Raw genomic sequence first — 15,566 nt, 5'->3', positions numbered from 1 at the left:
CTCGTGTTCGCCATTGCCGCGCCGGCCGAACGAAGGACGAGGCACGCCATACTGTACAATTGGATCTCGGCAATCGGCAGCGGCTCTCAGACGATAAACGTACCGCCGGTTACAGAATTGTGGGACGCGGCTAATGTCGGCTGAAAATGGGGCGTTGGCGGACTGGCAACTCTCCCACCCGATAGCTGCTTGCCGGCTTTTAGGTGCGATGAACGCACGCGAAGGGTCTGAACGGCAAGAATTGTAAGCAGACGCTCAGCAGCGAACGCGCGGAAGCACTCTCTCAACACCGCTATCATCGGGAATGATAATTGCCGTAGGCTTCGCATCGCTATCAAACTTGTAAAAGAATCCCGTGTCCGCGTTACCCACAGATAGGCTCTTGCCACTAGCATCGAGCCGCAAGTCGTTGACCGTGCTGACGACCGCGTCGCGTTTGCGCATCAAATATCTCTTTACCTTGGTGTTCTGACCTCGAGATGGGACAGCCACATCAGTGCTATTCACAGTGACCTTTTCGGCCTGTGAGCCATAGCAGCCGAAAAACTTCTCGGGGTTGGCGAGATCAGGACCAAGCTCGACCGGATTCCAAAGGCGTGACACCAAAAAGATCGCCGCGATGGTCAGGGCCACCGCTGTTATAATGAACGGTCTCATGGTCTTCTTCGGTCCACCTCAGCGTCGCCCTTTGTGTCCCCCATCAGGATCGCGGCAGCAAGTCAGAATGTCCGCAACTGGGCGAATGCAGAAAGGCTACTTGCGGTTGGTGTCAGCGTCGGTTTTTTGCACCAGCACGGCAGTTGCGCCGTCAGCTAATTTGATCGTGAGGGCTTTTCCCCTCAAAGACCAATCATGCGCGCCACTCATTCGCGTCCAGAACTGGCTTCCCGTCCTCATCGAAGATGCGTTTGCACAGCCGGCAGTCGTGATGATTGTCGCTCCCGCCTGATTGCGACCGAATGCGCCTTTCGTGCCCGCAAGATCGGCAGACCAAGTTAATTTATCGCCGCCAACATCGTTGCAAGCAGCGGTTCCAACGATCTTGTTATTGGCCAGGAACCGAAGAGTGACAGCCTCCGGATTGGCGTGCTTGACGGACCGACCTTCGAATTGCTGCAGGCTCCATTTCTGCACGACTGATCCAGCGTTCTGCACCGGCAAGTTTGCCAAAGCCACGCCTGCCGTTAGCAGCGTGCCAGATCCGATCATCAGGGCAGCGATCTTCATAGGCACATCCTACGTCGGCTTTCGAACCTTTGATAGGCGCGCCTGAACGACGTTTATTGGGCGATAGCAGAAGGGCTGCTTCTCCTCCGGCACGGCTCCTCCTTAGCCCTGCTCGTAACTTCAACGGTGCCGTTTGAATGGGTGCCGTATGGTCCTCGTTGGCTAACACTTCAGCCGGACCTGACGAAAAAATCGGCAAGGATTTTATGCGTCATCTGCTGACGTAAAGAGGACTGGCCTACAGAGGTGCGCTAAGGATATACCTAAAACGTACCGGCGGAAGTTGAGCATATAGAAGGGGGGGCGGGGGGAGAGGGGGGGGCGGGGTAGGGCGGTATTCATCGGGAAAGCGGACTATGCTGCTGACGCGTTGCGCCGCTAGCGTGTAACCCATTCTACGGGTAAATAACCTCGCCAGGGGAACATTCCGTTAACAGCGTTTTGGCATGGACAGGCAATGTCGGCGGTTGATCGCTCGAATGTGTCTGGACTTAGTGAATGCAATGTAATCCTTTTCGAGCGGTCCCCTGCGCTGGCTTTCTGACACGTCTAGCTCGCGACAGGCGAGGGAATGTGCTGGCGATGATGGCAGCGTTCATGATCCCGCTTGCAGCCCTTGCTGGTTCTGCGGTGGACATTGCAAGACTCTATACTGTGAAGACGCGTCTGCAGCAGGCTTGTGACGCTGGCGTTCTTGCCGGTAGAAAGTCGATGACAAATAACACGATCGACACCTCTGAAAACGGACAGGCACAATCTTTCTTTAAGAACAACTTTCGGACAGGGTGGTTCGGAACGCAGAATGTCGCATTCACTCCTAGCGTAACAAGCGACTTTCAGGTTGCAGGTAAGGCAACTGCCGACGTTCCAATGACCATTACGACTATGTTTGGGCAAACTACTCAAACGCTCGTGGTCACCTGTCAAGCACGATATGACGTAGCCGATACCGACATTATGTTCGTTTTGGACACAACTGGGTCTATGGCGTGTGCTCCTGCAGACGTAAATGGTTGCGGCCCTACGCGTTATAAGTACACGCGGAGCGTAGATGGCACCGTCGCTTATGCAAATCAGGAAAAGTCCGGCTCAAAGATTGCCGCACTTAGAAGCGCGGTATTGTCATTTTATGACACCATGGCGGACACTGCAGACTCGTCGACACATATTCGTTATGGATTTGTGCCGTACACTATGACCGCAAACGTCGGCTATCTGTTACAGCCGTCGCACATGGTTAACAGTTGGGCTTACCAATCACGTCAGGCGGTGGGAGACAAAGTTTTAAAAACCAACTCCTCCTCTAACGCCGGCGCCATGTCACAAAGCAGTTGCATGGCAAACTACAGTCGTAACCCAGCAGTAAAAACGATCACTCGTCCTGACGGGACGAATGGAAAGGTCTATGCATACGCTGAGGACGGAACGGCCTCCGCTGTAACCCCGGTGTGGTCACCTGCCAACGGGGGGAGTTGTACGTTGAACAGAGATACCGTGATACCGGTGTGGAGATACCAGCAATGGACTTATGATGTTAGCGTGTTTAAAACCGGCGTTAGCGTAGCAGACCCCACCCGCGTCGCGGGTCCACCATCAAAATGGCAAGGCTGCATAGAAGAAAGGTCAACGCGGTCTTCGAGCTCGTTTGACACAGGTAATGTACCCCCCGACTTGGATCCCGATACCGTACCAAACACTGACGATACAAAGTGGCGACCGTTATGGCCTGACGTCGTCTATTATCGCGGTAACAACCCGGATAATGTCGACTTTACGGGAAACGGAACGAACCCGTATGGGGATGTTATGGCGTCAGACACCACGCCAAAAAGTACAGACTATACGAGCATGCTGCTGTACCAAACAAACGCACAAAACGCATACTCATGCCCAAAACGCGCTCAACGACTTGCAGTCATGTCGCGGGGTGACGTCGCCGGGTACGTAAACGCGGACGATTTCAAAGCGCAAGGAAACACGTACCATGATGCAGGGATGATATGGGGGCTTCGTCTGATATCGCCTACGGGGTTGTTCGCCGATGATACCAGTGCATGGCCAGGACGACAGCCGCCGAACCGCTATATCGTATTTATGACGGATGGTGCTCTCGAAACTGATCCAAACGATTATGGGCTGTATGGTATAGAGCGCTATGATCGTCGGATTGTAGGAAATGACTCTCCAGACGGGGGTACTATGACCAGTTACCACAACTCTCGATTTGTTGCTGAATGCCAAGTCGCAAAAAGCAAAAACATCACTGTCTTTGTCGTCGCTTTTGGAAAAACGCTTAATAGCCAATTGAGTGCATGCGCATCGCCTGGACAGGCTTACTACGCTGCTGATAGTGGCGCCTTGCAAACTGCATTCCAGAGAATAGCAAGCCAAGTGGCAAGCTTAAGAATATCAAAATAGAAAAACGACAGTAGCACCGCCGATGACTAGTTGGGTTTATCTGACTAACCACTGCGTTCATCAAGCGGCAACCAGAGGCTGACCGCTGTTGTTGCGACGGCGCGCGTGTAAGGCAACGGGCGGATTTAAACCCGCCCGTTGCTTTGCGAGTTCGGCAGCGAACGCCGCTGTGTGGTGTAGACTATCGAGGAGTGCGGTCGCTTGATTTTGTAATCATCGACCCAGTGTGCGGGGATCGAGCGCGCTTGACGGATTGTGAAGAACAGCGTCTCGTTGGGCAGTTCGTCGCTTATGCTACCGTTGATGCTTTCTACGAACTCGTTCTGCGCCGCACTGCGTTCGAGGTGAGCTCGGTTCGGTTGTCGCTGGCGATCGCCGCGCTCGGCGATGAGAACGGCCAGCTTATGCACCACTCGCTTGCCCGAGATCGACGTATCGAGCAAGGCCCGCAGGCATTCGCGCGTCACATCGTCGACGATGTTGAGGACGCGGAACGGTCGCCCTGTGACTCGGTTTGTGCGTGTTGCCCTTCGAACTGCTTGCGATGGTCACGAAATTCGCCGTGAGCGGCAACGCGACGGGATCGAACTCGCGAAGCGAGCAGAGCGCTACATCGGGCAAAAGCCGGATCTAGCGCATCATCGGCCTGCGAGATGCAGGCATGAGTATTGCCAAGACTGCAGAGTTGGCGGGTTGCAGCATTGCCCAGGTCAAGCGCGTGACCGCGATCGCCCGTGCCACACGCGCTGCCTCGGCTCAGTGATGTATTTGCTGATTTTAGCCTAACCCACGTTCAGCGCCCTTGGTCTAGCTAAAAGGCCTGCGGCACTTTTTGAGATGCAACCTTGGATGAGTCGTAGGCTGTATCGGCACCAGTCTGATCTTAGGGTACTCAATCCCTTCCCTCGCTTGGGGACCGTGAGAAACTCCTCGCCTTGACGCCGTAGGTGTAGGGGGCCATCAGACTTTAGGTTGCTCGTGAGTAGCCACTCTGTGATAATTATATCTGTGATGAGTTTGTAATGCCCTCTTACATATTTAGTTTTGCTGGACGCGAGAAAGCGTACAAGACATTCGAATGCAACTCTCTGTCGGATGCGCGTAATGAGGCAGTCAGATACTTAGGTGCATATCTCATTGACCATCCCGGTTTCGCCGACGATGGCCATTGGCGGGTAAACGTCGAAGACGAGGCTCATAATGAGCTTTTCCATGTTATCGTGGCGACAGTCACTTCACGGCACGCTAAGCGGCTAAAGAACTCTGCTGACTTATAATTGTTTTATGTAATACGTAGAAGGGGTGCCGATCGGACCGGGCGGATAGGCCGATCGGCATGACCATGCTTCTAGTCAGCGATTAGACGTAGCGCCTTTTTCGGTCGGTAACGCAGTGCCGCGCCGATGACCCCAAATCCCATCAGCATGATGACCCAGCTTTGGGGCTCTGGTACCGCCTGTGCCATCGTCAGCCCAAACTTGCGGTCCATGTCTTTGTAGCCGGCGGCTTGCACAGCGGCTGTTACATGTACTCCGTCAAACGAGAAGAAGCCTGCGCATCCGGTCGCTTGCGCGCCCGCTGCAACACAGTTGGTGTCGAAGCGTAGCGGAGGGAGATCGAGCGAAGCCGGATCGGTGAGGGCGCGCTGGTTGAGATCGTTAAGACTGTATTGGAACAGATCCGTGCCCGCGCTCAGCGTCAGGCCTTTGAGTGCGGTGGCGAGGTAGCCATTAGCTTCGATCGTCAGCGGATCGCCTGCCATAGGGAAGTCGGTGAACAGGATGTTTCGAGCGCCGAGGTTGTTGAGCTCCTGGATCCCGCCTACGTATTGCTGGGCAGCTGCCTGCAGATAGCTGCTGATATCCGGGTATGACCCGGTCGCGCCTATCGGGCCAAACACCCCTTTTGCACCAAAGACGTCGTTGCCGCCAAAATTTAGGACATACAGACCGTTTGCGTCGATGCCTTGTGGGGATAGCTTGAAAGCGTTGATCTGCGCTTGCAGGTCAGGGATGCTATCGCCGGTATCGACGATCCGAGCGCCACCAAATGCATAATTGTTGCCGCCCGCCAGAGACGGGGTGGTCGGCTTTCCAAACAGATCGACCGACAGCAGGTCGGGGTAGTCATAGCCGTTGGTGAAGCGGTGCTCGAAGTACCCAAGAGCTGGATCAGGGCGGGTACCGCCGTTCGCGATAAACAGGTTTCCGGCGTCAACCAGGCTGTCGCCGAACACCGTCAGCGACGTGAAGCGCTCGGTTGCTCGACCGGCAGAGGCGGGGCTGGCTGCGAGGATACCCAGGATACCAACTGCGAACGCCCACTTCATTGCCATCTGCCTAACTCCTGATTTTTAACCGGTTGACCTTATGGTTAACGCGATGGTTGAAAATCGAAGGTTTGCATAGCGTGCAGTGGCAGTGCTGCATCGATCTCGTTGGGACTGTCGGTAATTTGTCACGCTCGACGTTAAGCGCTGGCGTTGGACGCGACGCCCTTGTTATTGGGCAGCAGCAGTGCGAACCCTAGGGCCGCTTCTAAACCAGCAGTGGCGTCTGCTGGAGCTTTCTCTTGTCAGCGCTATTTGTGAATGTACTATCTTCCCAACCGTCCAAGTCACCCACCCCGGCGATCAGGGCGGCCAGGGCTGTTGCTACGGTAGTATTCCGAACGGCGGCCCGATCTCTTCTTGCTCGCCTTGCTGATAAAAACAGGGCCCGAGGTGTTTCGTTTCAGAGAGCGCATATGGGGATGATCGAACGCGTTGCTCGTACTTTGTGTAAGGCGGCAGGCCAATCAGAGAAAGCGGTTTGTCAGGGCAAGCCGATGTGGCGGGCATATGAAAAGACGGCGCGGCTTGTCCTCGAGGCCATGCGCGAGCCCAGTCTAGAAATGCTAGCAGTTCCACAGTTTGACTGGAAAGTAGCCGCTGTAAATTGGAATGTGATGATCGATGCGGCTCTTGATCCGTCGCAGATCGTCTCCGTCTCTAACGTTGTCGCGCATCCCGGCAGCCTTTGACGCAATAACTGTTGGCGGCAAGTTCACGTTGGCATAGGGATCGTGTAACCACTCATGACCTTCTCGGGTAACAGGGTGGCCAGGGTCGCGCATTTCCATACTCCAACTGGTCGCGGCCCGCCTTTGTAGGCAATTGCGCAATCAGTGCCTGCCTCGCAGCTAACGCTAATTTGCAAAATGTGGTGGAAGGGCCACCCGATGTGCTTCCTGTACTGGTAGGGCAGGGATCGTTTCACGTCCGTAGGAGACCGGAACCCTTGCGGCAGCGATTTGCTTGGCTTGCTCGAGCCATTCGATGTCGGTTAGACCGCGGCCATCGATCCACCACTTTGCATCCGTCAGGTGGCTGACTAATGCACTCAAGGTGACGTCATCAGCCTCGTGCGATGTCATAGCTAGGAGGCGAGCCGCGCGCAGGGATGTCGCCCAGGTAATCTGGCGGTCACTGCCGCTGAGCGCTGGTAGTGTAAGATGGGCTACAGCTGCAACGTCGCGTGCGGCCGCTTCCGCCTGAACGGCTTGTTTGTCGGCAATAAAGCACTCTCGGCAACGCGTGGTTTCCAACCACTTGGCCTTCTGTTCCTGTTGCCGAGCATAGCCGGCGAGGTGGTGAATTTGGCCGTGGCCGCAAGCATGCGTGATGATGTGTCCCATGGCGGCATGATCGCCAGCGGCGCGATTCTGACAATCGGTATGAGTCGAGCTGAATCGGATTTGCGGCCGGCCGCTCAAAGCCCAACCACTGATCAGGCCAACGCTACCCGCTCGGCATTTACCAGCATCGGGCCAACCAACGTACCAACCAAACGGACCCGCTGTTGAAGGAGGTTGACGGGTAAACGGTGCAACTCAAGCTGGTAACGGCCGCCATGGTCCCGCCGGAGAAACATTATCCCTCCAGCTTGGATAAGTGTTCCTGTTTCATCGATCCGTTCGCCGGTTGCCATCATGCCTATTTTCGTAGTCAATTTTTGCAGTCGTCATGCTCGAATTTTCTCTGAAACATCTGATAGCTTCGTCGAGCAGCCGTACGTTTTCAGGACAAGTCATCCTTTGTGTGGGTGTTCAGCCACCAGCAAAGTTTCTCATACTAGCGAACTGCTCAACCTAATGTGAACAAGCCCGCACAATGAACATCATCTCCTACAGTTCGGCTGGCATGCCCGCTAACGAGGCCGAGCGTCAAAAGGCAACGGAGGCATCCGGCATATTAAATGCGGTCGGCGATCCCACGCTTATGGACCTGGCGCGACGCGCGCGTATCCATTGTCGCGCCGAAACAGCAATGGTTTGCGCTGTGAGCCATTACAACATTTTCGTCATTGCGCAGGACCGTGTGCGCCCCGGTGTTTTTAACCGATCCACATCATTTGTAAGCCATATGATACAGGCTGACGCAGACGCACTTTATGTCCCAAGTGCAAAAAATGATGTCTGCTTCGCTTCCTATCCATTGGTCGAAAGTGGAGACATAGACTTTTACGCGGCTGCGGGGATGAGGGACGAACAAGGGTATCTCGTTGGGGCAATGTGCGTCACCTCTTGCCAACCAAAGCTTAACTGGAATATTGAAGACCAAGACTTTTTGCGCACGTGCGCTGTAGATGCGATGCAAAAAATCATTAGGAAGAGTTGATGAGTAGGATGCGCATCATGCGCGTAACTGGTCTAAATATTAAACTTTATGTCATTTAGCGTACGTTCAGGATCGGTTAAAGGCCCTGAACTTAGATGGCCGCCCGAAGGAGATTTTATGTCAGAAGAGACCGATAACACTGTGGAGCTTGCCGCGGAATTGACAATGGCGTGGCTTTCCAATGCCAACACGCGGGTTGCAGCTGAGGATGTTCCGACATTCTTGAAGTCGATGTACGACGCAGTTAACGGCCTTACCGGCGCGCCAGTCGAGAGTTCGGTGGATGAGGAAAGCGCTACCCAATATACTGCGGCCGTCACGGCGCGAAAGTCCTTGGCCAACCCGGATGTCATCATCTCGATGATCGACGGCAAGCCGTATAAAACGTTGACGCGGCACCTTTCGACCAATGGTCTCACAGCGAACGAGTACCGTGCCCGCTACGGATTGAAGGCTGACTACCCAATGACGGCGCCTGCCTACTCGGAAATGCGCCGCGAAATGGCCAAAAAGATTGGCCTTGGCCGTAAGCCTGGGCAGAAAGTCGCGGCAAAGCCGCAGACCTCCGCGGACGCGCCAAAGCGCGGTCGGCCGGCAAAGTCCGCCTCGACTGACTAACGCTGCGCGGCGAACGTGGTCACCACGTTCGCCATACGCGAGGGATGCATGGTAGCAGGCTTTGGCACCGACGATCGCCAAGGCTCGATTGGGGCATATCTGTGATATTTGTGCAATGTTCTGCAAACTTAGCCCCGGTTGGAACAAGCGGCATAACCGTATCGTTGCCACACTATGCTATGTGATCGATACCTCGACGAACTGGCCGAAACCTTTGAGGCTGGGTTCGCAGCGACCAACGCTGAACCTTTGATCGCAGACGCGATGGTCAGGGCGGATGAAGTCCGCTTCATGGCATGGTTGGATGGTGCATGTTACAGCGATCCAACTATTGCTGACTCATTTGTCAGTTATCAGCATGCCGATCGAAGCGTTTTGACGTTCCACTAAGTCCTGCGTTTTGGACCTCGTCCGTTTTGATGATGGTCCGCTAGATTCGCGGCGATTGTAACACGTTAATCTTACAAATAGCACGGCTGACCGACATGGCGGCCTACAGTGCTGGTACTCGTTAACCATGAATGAGCAAGGTGGATTGTCTGGTAAGGCAATCCATCAATCCGTTCTTATGGCCCCATACCTCAGACAAAGTCCGTGATCAGCGACGCGCGCTGTACTTTTCCGGGGGTTTGTGGTGTTTATTCAACCTGAAGCTCGTTTCTCTGCCGCAGCAATGGGGCAGGCCAAACCAGGGTTTGGAGATCGTCTTCCAGACGAACAGCGCGCTAAACTTGTCCCAGGCATATTCAGCCAAGCTGTGGACATCGAGCTCGCTGACACAAGTGATCGACGTGAAACGGCGTGCTCGCTTATCAACAAGCGTTACGCCTGGCGCGGATATGGCAACCATCATGCGCTGCCATCGCACCGTGCCAGTGCAACCTTTACTGCGTCCGCGCAGTCCGAGGTACTTGGGACAGTCACGCTCGTGGTCGACTCCGATGTCGGACTGGCAGCGGACAAAATCTTCGCAGAAGAACTTGATGCGTTCCGTAACGCCGAAGGCCGAAAGATTTGTGAACTAAGCCGCCTGGCGTTTGAGACGAGTTTGCCGTCCAAGCCTTTGCTAGCAGCGCTGTTTCACATCGTCTTCATCTACGGATACCACCACCATCGCTGCACCGACCTGTTTATCGAGGTCAATCCGCGGCATCGCCGCTTCTACGAGGCAATGTTGGGCTTCAAGCCAATTGGTGCACCACGCACCAACGAGAGCGTTGCCGCACCGTCGCAGCTTATGTGGCTGGAAATCGCAAGCATTCGCCCCCGCATTGAAATGGCTGCGGTAAACGCGACGTCAGACAAGGCTCAACGGTCGCTATACTCGCTATTTTTCTCGCGTGACGATGCGCTCGAGCTGGCCGAGGAGCTGACTTCGGACGAGGCTATCCAGCGCAAGATGGACGGCAACGCGCTGGTAAAGATCTACCTGACGGATTTGTGACAAACAAAAAAATGCCGCCGGTTTTCACCGGCGGCATTTACTGCGTTTCGCTTATGCGAAAGCGACAGTCGAGCTACGACGACGATAGCGCAAGCCTGCGCCCATCATGCCGAAGCCGGCCAGCATCATCATCCACGTGGCGGTCTCAGGAACTGCCGACGGGATAAAGGTCAGGTTGCCGCCATACGAAGCGCCGCCCTGCGACGTACCCGAAACCATGAGGGTGTTCAGCTGGCCTGCTGCAACCGGAAGAGCATCGCCACCAGCGAATACGAGATTGCCCAGCGCGCCGATGGTGAGGTCCATCCCGTTGAACGTGACCTTCGAGAAGGTCAGCGAGGTCACGCCGTTCATCAGAACGGTCGAGCTGATCACCGAACCGCTGCCGAGGCCAGTTGCCGGGAGGGTGAAGGTGAAGGTGTCGCTGAACGTGCCAGCACCGATGCCAACGCGCGAGATTGCGCCGTTGTACGTGCCGTTCGGGCCCATTGCAGCCTGAAAAGAGCCAACGCCAGGCGTCGTGGTGCCAACGGGGAACACAGCTGCCGAAGCAGGTGCAACGTTTGCGATTGCGATGACTGCAACAGCGGCGACGGCGGAAAGGAACTTGGTACGCATCAAGGCACTCCTGATTGATAGGTTTCCCTTCATCAGCAAGGAGCGTGCCAATGGCCAATTATCGACGATTTACGTTAATTTAACCATGACGCTGTAAACTCAAGCGACAGAATTCCAGGCTTGCCCAGTAGGCGTAGACGCTGTCGTATCACCGACCTTAGACGCTGTCGTATCACCGACCTTAATCCACCTACCAAACTCATCGCGTCAGGTAGAATGCCGCCGACTTCCGCCGGCGGCATCAACTGTTTTATGTGATTATGCGAACGACACCGTCGCGCTACGACGACGGTAGCGCAGGCCTGCACCCATCAGGCCGAAGCCGGCGAGCATCATCATCCACGTTGCAGTCTCAGGAACGGCACCGGGAACGAACGTCAGATTGCCACCGTACGATGCGCCACCTGCCGAGATACCCGAAACGACCAGAGTATTGAGCTGGTTTGCGAAGATCGGCACATTGTTGACGCCAGCGAATGTGAGGTTGCCTGCCATGTCGATGGCCAGCGAGGTCCCATTGAACGTCACTGACGAGAAGGTGAGAGCCGTGCTGCCACCAACGTTCGAGCTGATTACCGAACCGCTGCCGAAACCAGCGGCCGGGAGCGTGAACGTGAACGTGTCAGTGAACGAGCCTTCACCAAGGCCAACACGATTGATAGCGCCGTTGAACGTGCCATTCGGTCCTGGTGCTGCCTGGAACGAGCCAACGCCAGGCGTCGTCGTGCCAACTGGGAAGACTGCTGCCGACGCCGGTGCGACGTTTGCGATCGAGACCAGCGCAACTGCTGCGACGGCGGAGAGAAGCTTGGTACGCATATTGATACCTCCTTTGGATGATACCGCATACATTGCAAGGAATGCGCCAACGGCGGAATTGTGCCAAACTGGGGCGTGTAAGGTGGGCGGGTTGTAAGGCATACTGACAGTTTGAGGCGTTACCGCCAGCACTAAGATGGCGGTAGAGTTCCGAAGGCGTATGCATCTTATTGCTGAGTTGCCTCGTAATGCATAGGGTAACGATAAGACGAGAGACCGCCCTTTAACGCGAGGTACCGTAGTGCCCATTCGGCACGAGCTCTTATCCGTCCAATGACATGATAGAAAACCAAGCAATTCAGCCTATTCGGTCCGACTACGAACGACATCGGCAGATTGCGGTAGACGCTATAAGACGAACGACTGCAGAACGTGAATCGGTTTTGCAGGCTATCGTCGAGCACGCAACGGCATCTGCAGACACAGCAATCGGGGCGATATCAATTATTGATCGCGATCGTCAGTGGATCGCAGCGCGCGTAGGTATCAATGCCACCGAAACGCTACGTTCCGAGTCAATCTGTGCCAAAGCTCTTCTCCGTCCGGGCGAGCCTCTCATCATTCTTGATACGACACTTGATACACGCTCGGCGGGCTTACCAATGATAATTGGCGCACCTTACGTTCGCTTTTACGCCGGGATCCCTCTCATCAGCAGGTCCGGTTACGCGCTCGGTGCCTTATGCGTCGTCGACACATCCCCACGCGAGGTGGCGCCAGATATGTCGGCACTTGGACGCCTTGCGCGGCAAGCGGAACGCATTTTGAACGGATAAATTGGCACGAGCCTGCCAGCATAACAAGGTCGCATGCTAGGAAAGGCGCCCGTGATGGCTATTTGACCCCGGGATCGATCCACGAAAAGTCGTTTTCTTCCACATTGCCTTCGCCAAAGTGTACCACATATTTGGGACCGGCTTCGAGACACCTTATACGTGCCTCAGCGGATGTGGGGAAGATGCCAAGCAAGTGCCAGGGCACCAGCCTTACTACAGCCCATCCAGTCGTCCTCTTCATTGCTGACCAGCGAACGGCATGGAGGTGATTGTATTCCGCACTTTCCGGCTCCGGTGACTCTGAGACGCATCGACCAGGAACTGTTGCAAACATCATGCCATTGTTCATCTATCTGATAGGGCAGCTCAGAAATCTCTCTACCTGTAAAAAAACTGCCAAAAATGGTTCAAGCACAGGTCGTTGGGGTGTCGCCATGCCGTGTCACACCGGGTTTGCGAATATGCGGCGATCTACCAGGGGGGTGAGGTGCCAGTCCTGCCGAACGGAACTCAGATTTGGAATCGCTGACCACCATTTGTGACCGCGAGTAGATCGTTTGGCGACCTCATGGAGACCGGTCAGTGAGGGAAACGATAGCAAAGCATAAACTGCGGCCGGTCGTCCGGTTGTTATGGAGAAACGAGTGACAACAGAAACCGTAGGTTGGGGCGTCATACGAATGGTGCCGTGGCATGTGCTGGGGATATACCCAACGTCGATCGTCGCCCAGATACGATGTATGGAAGCCGGTAAAGGCTACGAGGTACACCTTGGGGAAGGTAACGAGGTAGAGCAGCGTTTCGTATGGGACGACCCTGATGATGCAGTTGATCGTTCATAGGTCTTAAAGCTCTGCGTCTTGTCTGAAAACCCAATCTGAAAACGCTTACCAGCGGACCGAAAGAACGCCGTTAACTGCTTTGCTGGTTAAAGGCTCTATCAGCTGATAAAGTCGACCTTGATGCGACGTTTATCAGTCCAATGCATGAAACAGGCGGCCTGTTGGATAGGTAGGGTTGGCGTGAGAGCAGAAGCCCTTCGCAGTACTAACGTTTTGTTTGGGCTGATCGCTCAGGATATTCTGTTTGAACTGATGCCGCACCGATGTAATCCATCTATAACCGCAGTAGCTGTCAGATTATCAGATCGAAGCCAGCGTTCTAAGGGACTTCCAGCGAGAACCAATGCCAACACGCCAACCACTATGCACACAATTTTCATGGCCGGGCGGTCAGATATAAATTCCTCAGTTGCAACCGACGAGTTCGTGGCTGTCAGCTCGAAAAATAGCCATTCGTCCGGTTTTGGTTCGATCTCCTCAAAACGACTAGTCACCCGATACGCCTAAATATGTAGGATGGGACCCTAGATGATTTTGTGTGGTGTGCAGGCCGGCACGCCATAACAGCTGAGTTTTTTGGTTTGAGACAAATGCCCTTGTCCGTTGCTAACCCGGTGCAATCTGTGGCGCTAAACTGTACGAACCAGTGCATGGAGCCTGTTCAATCTCGTGCGGCTACGTCATACGTCCTATAGCGAACCCTGGCCGGGGGCAGACTATGAAGCGATCTGATCTTATTAACTTTATCGCAGTCAACAACCCAAGTCTGTCGCCAAAACGCGTCGAGACGATCGTTCTGGCATTCTTTGAAATAATTGAAACACAATTGATCAGAGGAGGACGGGTAGAAATCCGGGGGTTTGGCGTTTTCGAAACGAGAAGCCGAGATCGCCGCACTGGGCGAAACCCAAAAAACAAACACGCAAGTAGAGGTAGGGGCGAAACGAGTGCCGTTTTTTAGGCCGGGAAAAGAGGTCAGAAAACTGGTGCGCAAGAAGTCTGATCAAGACGACTAACCGCTAACCCTAGTACCCCATCCTCGACCATATACCGCTAGATAGGCCAAACGACGCGACAACGATGCGCTCAACTGACGTATGGCTGTGAACTGGACACCATAGATATCACCTTCTAACCGTCGACATTGGACGCAGAACCTAAAAACCGGAAGATCGGTGATAGGCCATTGTGCATCAGCCTCAAAGGCTACTGAAGGCCTCCACCTTATGTGCCGAATCAATAAACTGGTTGACGGTCGTTAACCATAAATGCAGGGTGTTCATGCGGCTTATCTACGCAGTAAGCTGCCTGATTGACGGAAGGTTCACCCGCTACGTTGGTTGTCATCATTGTGCGGGTGAACTTTTCTGTGTCACTTACTCAAGCCGCAAGTGCCACTACTGCGTCGGCTTCTGGGACGGCCAGAAAGTAGCCCCTGCCACGTACCGTGCCGATATATTCGTCTCCATCGCAGGCTTGGCTCAGTTTCTTTCTGAGTTTGTAGATGTACACATTGATGATTTTCACCTCAGGCTCTTCCATACCGCCGTACAGATTCAGGAACACCTCTTTAGTAAGTGTTGCTCCCCTGCGTAGCGCGAGTAGTTCTAAAACGGCGTACTCTTTGGCAGTGAGGAAAAGGGGTGTGCCAGCGATAGAAACTGTTTTAGTATTAAGATCGACTGCAATCTTGCCGACGTGAACGACGGAGTGGCTGTGTCCTTGCGAGCGACGGACCACAGCATGGATGCGCGCCAGAAGTTCAGCAGGGTGAAAGGGCCGTGTAACATAGTCGTCCGCGCCGAGATTGAACGCACGAACCTTGTGCTGCACGCCACTAGCATCAGAGAGCATCAAAACCGGCGTCGTTACATGGCTCAACCGAAGCCTTCTCAAAACCTCAAAACCCGTGATGTCCGGGAGAGAATGGTCTAGGAGAATGATGTCAAACTCATACAGTTTTCCGAGCTCTACGCCTTCTTCACCAGAGCATGTCGTATGCGCGTTCAGAGCCACGGAAAGAAGCGTTGTTAGGGCGGCTGAACGGTCCTCAATTACTAAAATCCGCATTGCCGTGCTCCATCCCGGTTAACGGTAGACTGTTCGGGTTTGTAAAGGGTTAAGAGTGCGTCCACCATCAAAAAGGG

16 protein-coding genes and 2 pseudogenes are annotated in these 15,566 nt (G+C 54.4%); 9 read left to right on the top strand and 9 right to left on the bottom strand.

What is annotated here, in order from left to right:
* Positions 1-255: 255 nt before the first annotated feature.
* Both AC3WJR_RS18660 and AC3WJR_RS18655 read right to left on the bottom strand, forming a co-directional pair.
* Complete coding sequence (locus AC3WJR_RS18660; protein ID WP_492726933.1) at positions 256-633, bottom strand: hypothetical protein; 378 nt, start codon at positions 631-633, stop codon at positions 256-258.
* Positions 634-753: 120 nt separating this feature from the next.
* Positions 754-1,227: an META domain-containing protein gene (locus AC3WJR_RS18655; protein WP_492726932.1), complete on the bottom strand. Its 474-nt coding sequence runs from the start codon at positions 1,225-1,227 to the stop codon at positions 754-756.
* 573 nt (positions 1,228-1,800) lie between these two features.
* On the opposite strand from AC3WJR_RS18655, the gene AC3WJR_RS18650 reads away from it, so the two are divergent.
* Positions 1,801-3,645 carry a pilus assembly protein TadG-related protein gene (locus tag AC3WJR_RS18650; protein WP_492726930.1) on the top strand — a complete coding sequence of 615 codons (1,845 nt, stop codon included), beginning with the start codon at positions 1,801-1,803 and terminating at the stop codon, positions 3,643-3,645.
* 170 nt (positions 3,646-3,815) lie between these two features.
* On the opposite strand, the pseudogene AC3WJR_RS18645 reads toward AC3WJR_RS18650, so the two are convergent.
* Positions 3,816-4,148, bottom strand: a pseudogene (locus AC3WJR_RS18645) (integrase core domain-containing protein); the annotation flags it as partial.
* 158 nt (positions 4,149-4,306) lie between these two features.
* On the opposite strand from AC3WJR_RS18645, the gene AC3WJR_RS18640 reads away from it, so the two are divergent.
* Both AC3WJR_RS18640 and AC3WJR_RS18635 read left to right on the top strand, forming a co-directional pair.
* Positions 4,307-4,408 (top strand): hypothetical protein, encoded by a 102-nt coding sequence (locus AC3WJR_RS18640; RefSeq protein ID WP_492726929.1) that lies wholly within the window; start codon positions 4,307-4,309, stop codon positions 4,406-4,408.
* Between the two features lie 259 nt (positions 4,409-4,667).
* Positions 4,668-4,922, top strand: coding sequence for a DUF6894 family protein (locus tag AC3WJR_RS18635; RefSeq protein WP_492726928.1), 255 nt, complete (start codon positions 4,668-4,670; stop codon positions 4,920-4,922).
* 71 nt (positions 4,923-4,993) lie between these two features.
* Here the strand turns inward: AC3WJR_RS18635 and AC3WJR_RS18630 are convergent, their stop codons facing one another.
* A complete protein-coding gene (locus tag AC3WJR_RS18630; RefSeq protein ID WP_492726926.1) occupies positions 4,994-5,980 on the bottom strand; it encodes an SGNH/GDSL hydrolase family protein in 987 nt (328 codons plus the stop codon).
* 410 nt (positions 5,981-6,390) lie between these two features.
* Between AC3WJR_RS18630 and AC3WJR_RS18625 the strand changes: the two genes are divergently transcribed.
* Positions 6,391-6,666, top strand: coding sequence for a hypothetical protein (locus AC3WJR_RS18625; protein WP_492726924.1), 276 nt, complete (start codon positions 6,391-6,393; stop codon positions 6,664-6,666).
* 165 nt (positions 6,667-6,831) lie between these two features.
* On the opposite strand, the gene AC3WJR_RS18620 is transcribed toward AC3WJR_RS18625, so the two are convergent.
* Both AC3WJR_RS18620 and AC3WJR_RS18615 read right to left on the bottom strand, forming a co-directional pair.
* Positions 6,832-7,320, bottom strand: a complete 489-nt coding sequence (locus AC3WJR_RS18620) for a hypothetical protein (protein WP_492726923.1) — start codon at positions 7,318-7,320, stop codon at positions 6,832-6,834.
* Positions 7,321-7,412: 92 nt separating this feature from the next.
* Positions 7,413-7,616 carry a DUF5818 domain-containing protein gene (locus AC3WJR_RS18615; RefSeq protein ID WP_492726921.1) on the bottom strand — a complete coding sequence of 68 codons (204 nt, stop codon included), beginning with the start codon at positions 7,614-7,616 and terminating at the stop codon, positions 7,413-7,415.
* A 179-nt stretch (positions 7,617-7,795) separates the two neighbouring features.
* Here AC3WJR_RS18615 and AC3WJR_RS18610 point away from each other — a divergent pair, with 179 nt between their 5' ends.
* From AC3WJR_RS18610 to AC3WJR_RS18600, 3 genes are all read left to right on the top strand, one after another.
* Positions 7,796-8,302, top strand: a complete 507-nt coding sequence (locus tag AC3WJR_RS18610; protein ID WP_492726920.1) for a GAF domain-containing protein — start codon at positions 7,796-7,798, stop codon at positions 8,300-8,302.
* Positions 8,303-8,419: 117 nt separating this feature from the next.
* Entirely contained in the window at positions 8,420-8,920 is a 501-nt protein-coding gene (locus AC3WJR_RS18605) for a Ros/MucR family transcriptional regulator (RefSeq protein WP_492726918.1), read from the top strand.
* 634 nt (positions 8,921-9,554) lie between these two features.
* A complete protein-coding gene (locus AC3WJR_RS18600) occupies positions 9,555-10,364 on the top strand; it encodes an N-acyl amino acid synthase FeeM domain-containing protein (RefSeq protein ID WP_492726916.1) in 810 nt (269 codons plus the stop codon).
* A 51-nt stretch (positions 10,365-10,415) separates the two neighbouring features.
* Here AC3WJR_RS18600 and AC3WJR_RS18595 read toward each other — a convergent pair whose 3' ends face one another.
* Both AC3WJR_RS18595 and AC3WJR_RS18590 read right to left on the bottom strand, forming a co-directional pair.
* Positions 10,416-10,982, bottom strand: a complete 567-nt coding sequence (locus AC3WJR_RS18595) for an FxDxF family PEP-CTERM protein (protein WP_492726915.1) — start codon at positions 10,980-10,982, stop codon at positions 10,416-10,418.
* A gap of 258 nt (positions 10,983-11,240) precedes the next feature.
* Positions 11,241-11,801, bottom strand: coding sequence for an FxDxF family PEP-CTERM protein (locus AC3WJR_RS18590; RefSeq protein ID WP_354283613.1), 561 nt, complete (start codon positions 11,799-11,801; stop codon positions 11,241-11,243).
* A gap of 278 nt (positions 11,802-12,079) precedes the next feature.
* On the opposite strand from AC3WJR_RS18590, the gene AC3WJR_RS18585 reads away from it, so the two are divergent.
* Together AC3WJR_RS18585 and AC3WJR_RS18580 are read left to right on the top strand one after the other, a co-directional pair.
* Positions 12,080-12,577 carry a GAF domain-containing protein gene (locus tag AC3WJR_RS18585; protein WP_354283615.1) on the top strand — a complete coding sequence of 166 codons (498 nt, stop codon included), beginning with the start codon at positions 12,080-12,082 and terminating at the stop codon, positions 12,575-12,577.
* A 1,560-nt stretch (positions 12,578-14,137) separates the two neighbouring features.
* Positions 14,138-14,435, top strand: a pseudogene (locus AC3WJR_RS18580) (HU family DNA-binding protein).
* 364 nt (positions 14,436-14,799) lie between these two features.
* On the opposite strand, the gene AC3WJR_RS18575 reads toward AC3WJR_RS18580, so the two are convergent.
* On the bottom strand, positions 14,800-15,489 hold the full coding sequence (locus AC3WJR_RS18575; RefSeq protein ID WP_492726912.1) for a response regulator transcription factor: 690 nt from the start codon (positions 15,487-15,489) through the stop codon (positions 14,800-14,802).
* Positions 15,490-15,566 lie beyond the last annotated feature (77 nt).

This window comes from Sphingomonas sp. FW306-05-A, from assembly GCF_058782275.1.
Note: the sequence above shows the minus strand (reverse complement) of the source record. Positions and strands in the feature narration are given on the sequence as shown.

Coding starts and splice junctions, on each gene's coding strand:
- AC3WJR_RS18655 (WP_492726932.1), bottom strand. CDS start 1,227: ATGAAGATCGCTGCCCTGATGATCGGATCTGGCACGCTGCTAACGGCA.
- AC3WJR_RS18640 (WP_492726929.1), top strand. CDS start 4,307: ATGAGTATTGCCAAGACTGCAGAGTTGGCGGGTTGCAGCATTGCCCAG.
- AC3WJR_RS18635 (WP_492726928.1), top strand. CDS start 4,668: ATGCCCTCTTACATATTTAGTTTTGCTGGACGCGAGAAAGCGTACAAG.
- AC3WJR_RS18630 (WP_492726926.1), bottom strand. CDS start 5,980: ATGGCAATGAAGTGGGCGTTCGCAGTTGGTATCCTGGGTATCCTCGCA.
- AC3WJR_RS18625 (WP_492726924.1), top strand. CDS start 6,391: ATGGGGATGATCGAACGCGTTGCTCGTACTTTGTGTAAGGCGGCAGGC.
- AC3WJR_RS18620 (WP_492726923.1), bottom strand. CDS start 7,320: ATGGGACACATCATCACGCATGCTTGCGGCCACGGCCAAATTCACCAC.
- AC3WJR_RS18615 (WP_492726921.1), bottom strand. CDS start 7,616: ATGATGGCAACCGGCGAACGGATCGATGAAACAGGAACACTTATCCAA.
- AC3WJR_RS18610 (WP_492726920.1), top strand. CDS start 7,796: ATGAACATCATCTCCTACAGTTCGGCTGGCATGCCCGCTAACGAGGCC.
- AC3WJR_RS18605 (WP_492726918.1), top strand. CDS start 8,420: ATGTCAGAAGAGACCGATAACACTGTGGAGCTTGCCGCGGAATTGACA.
- AC3WJR_RS18595 (WP_492726915.1), bottom strand. CDS start 10,982: ATGCGTACCAAGTTCCTTTCCGCCGTCGCCGCTGTTGCAGTCATCGCA.
- AC3WJR_RS18590 (WP_354283613.1), bottom strand. CDS start 11,801: ATGCGTACCAAGCTTCTCTCCGCCGTCGCAGCAGTTGCGCTGGTCTCG.
- AC3WJR_RS18585 (WP_354283615.1), top strand. CDS start 12,080: ATGATAGAAAACCAAGCAATTCAGCCTATTCGGTCCGACTACGAACGA.
- AC3WJR_RS18575 (WP_492726912.1), bottom strand. CDS start 15,489: ATGCGGATTTTAGTAATTGAGGACCGTTCAGCCGCCCTAACAACGCTT.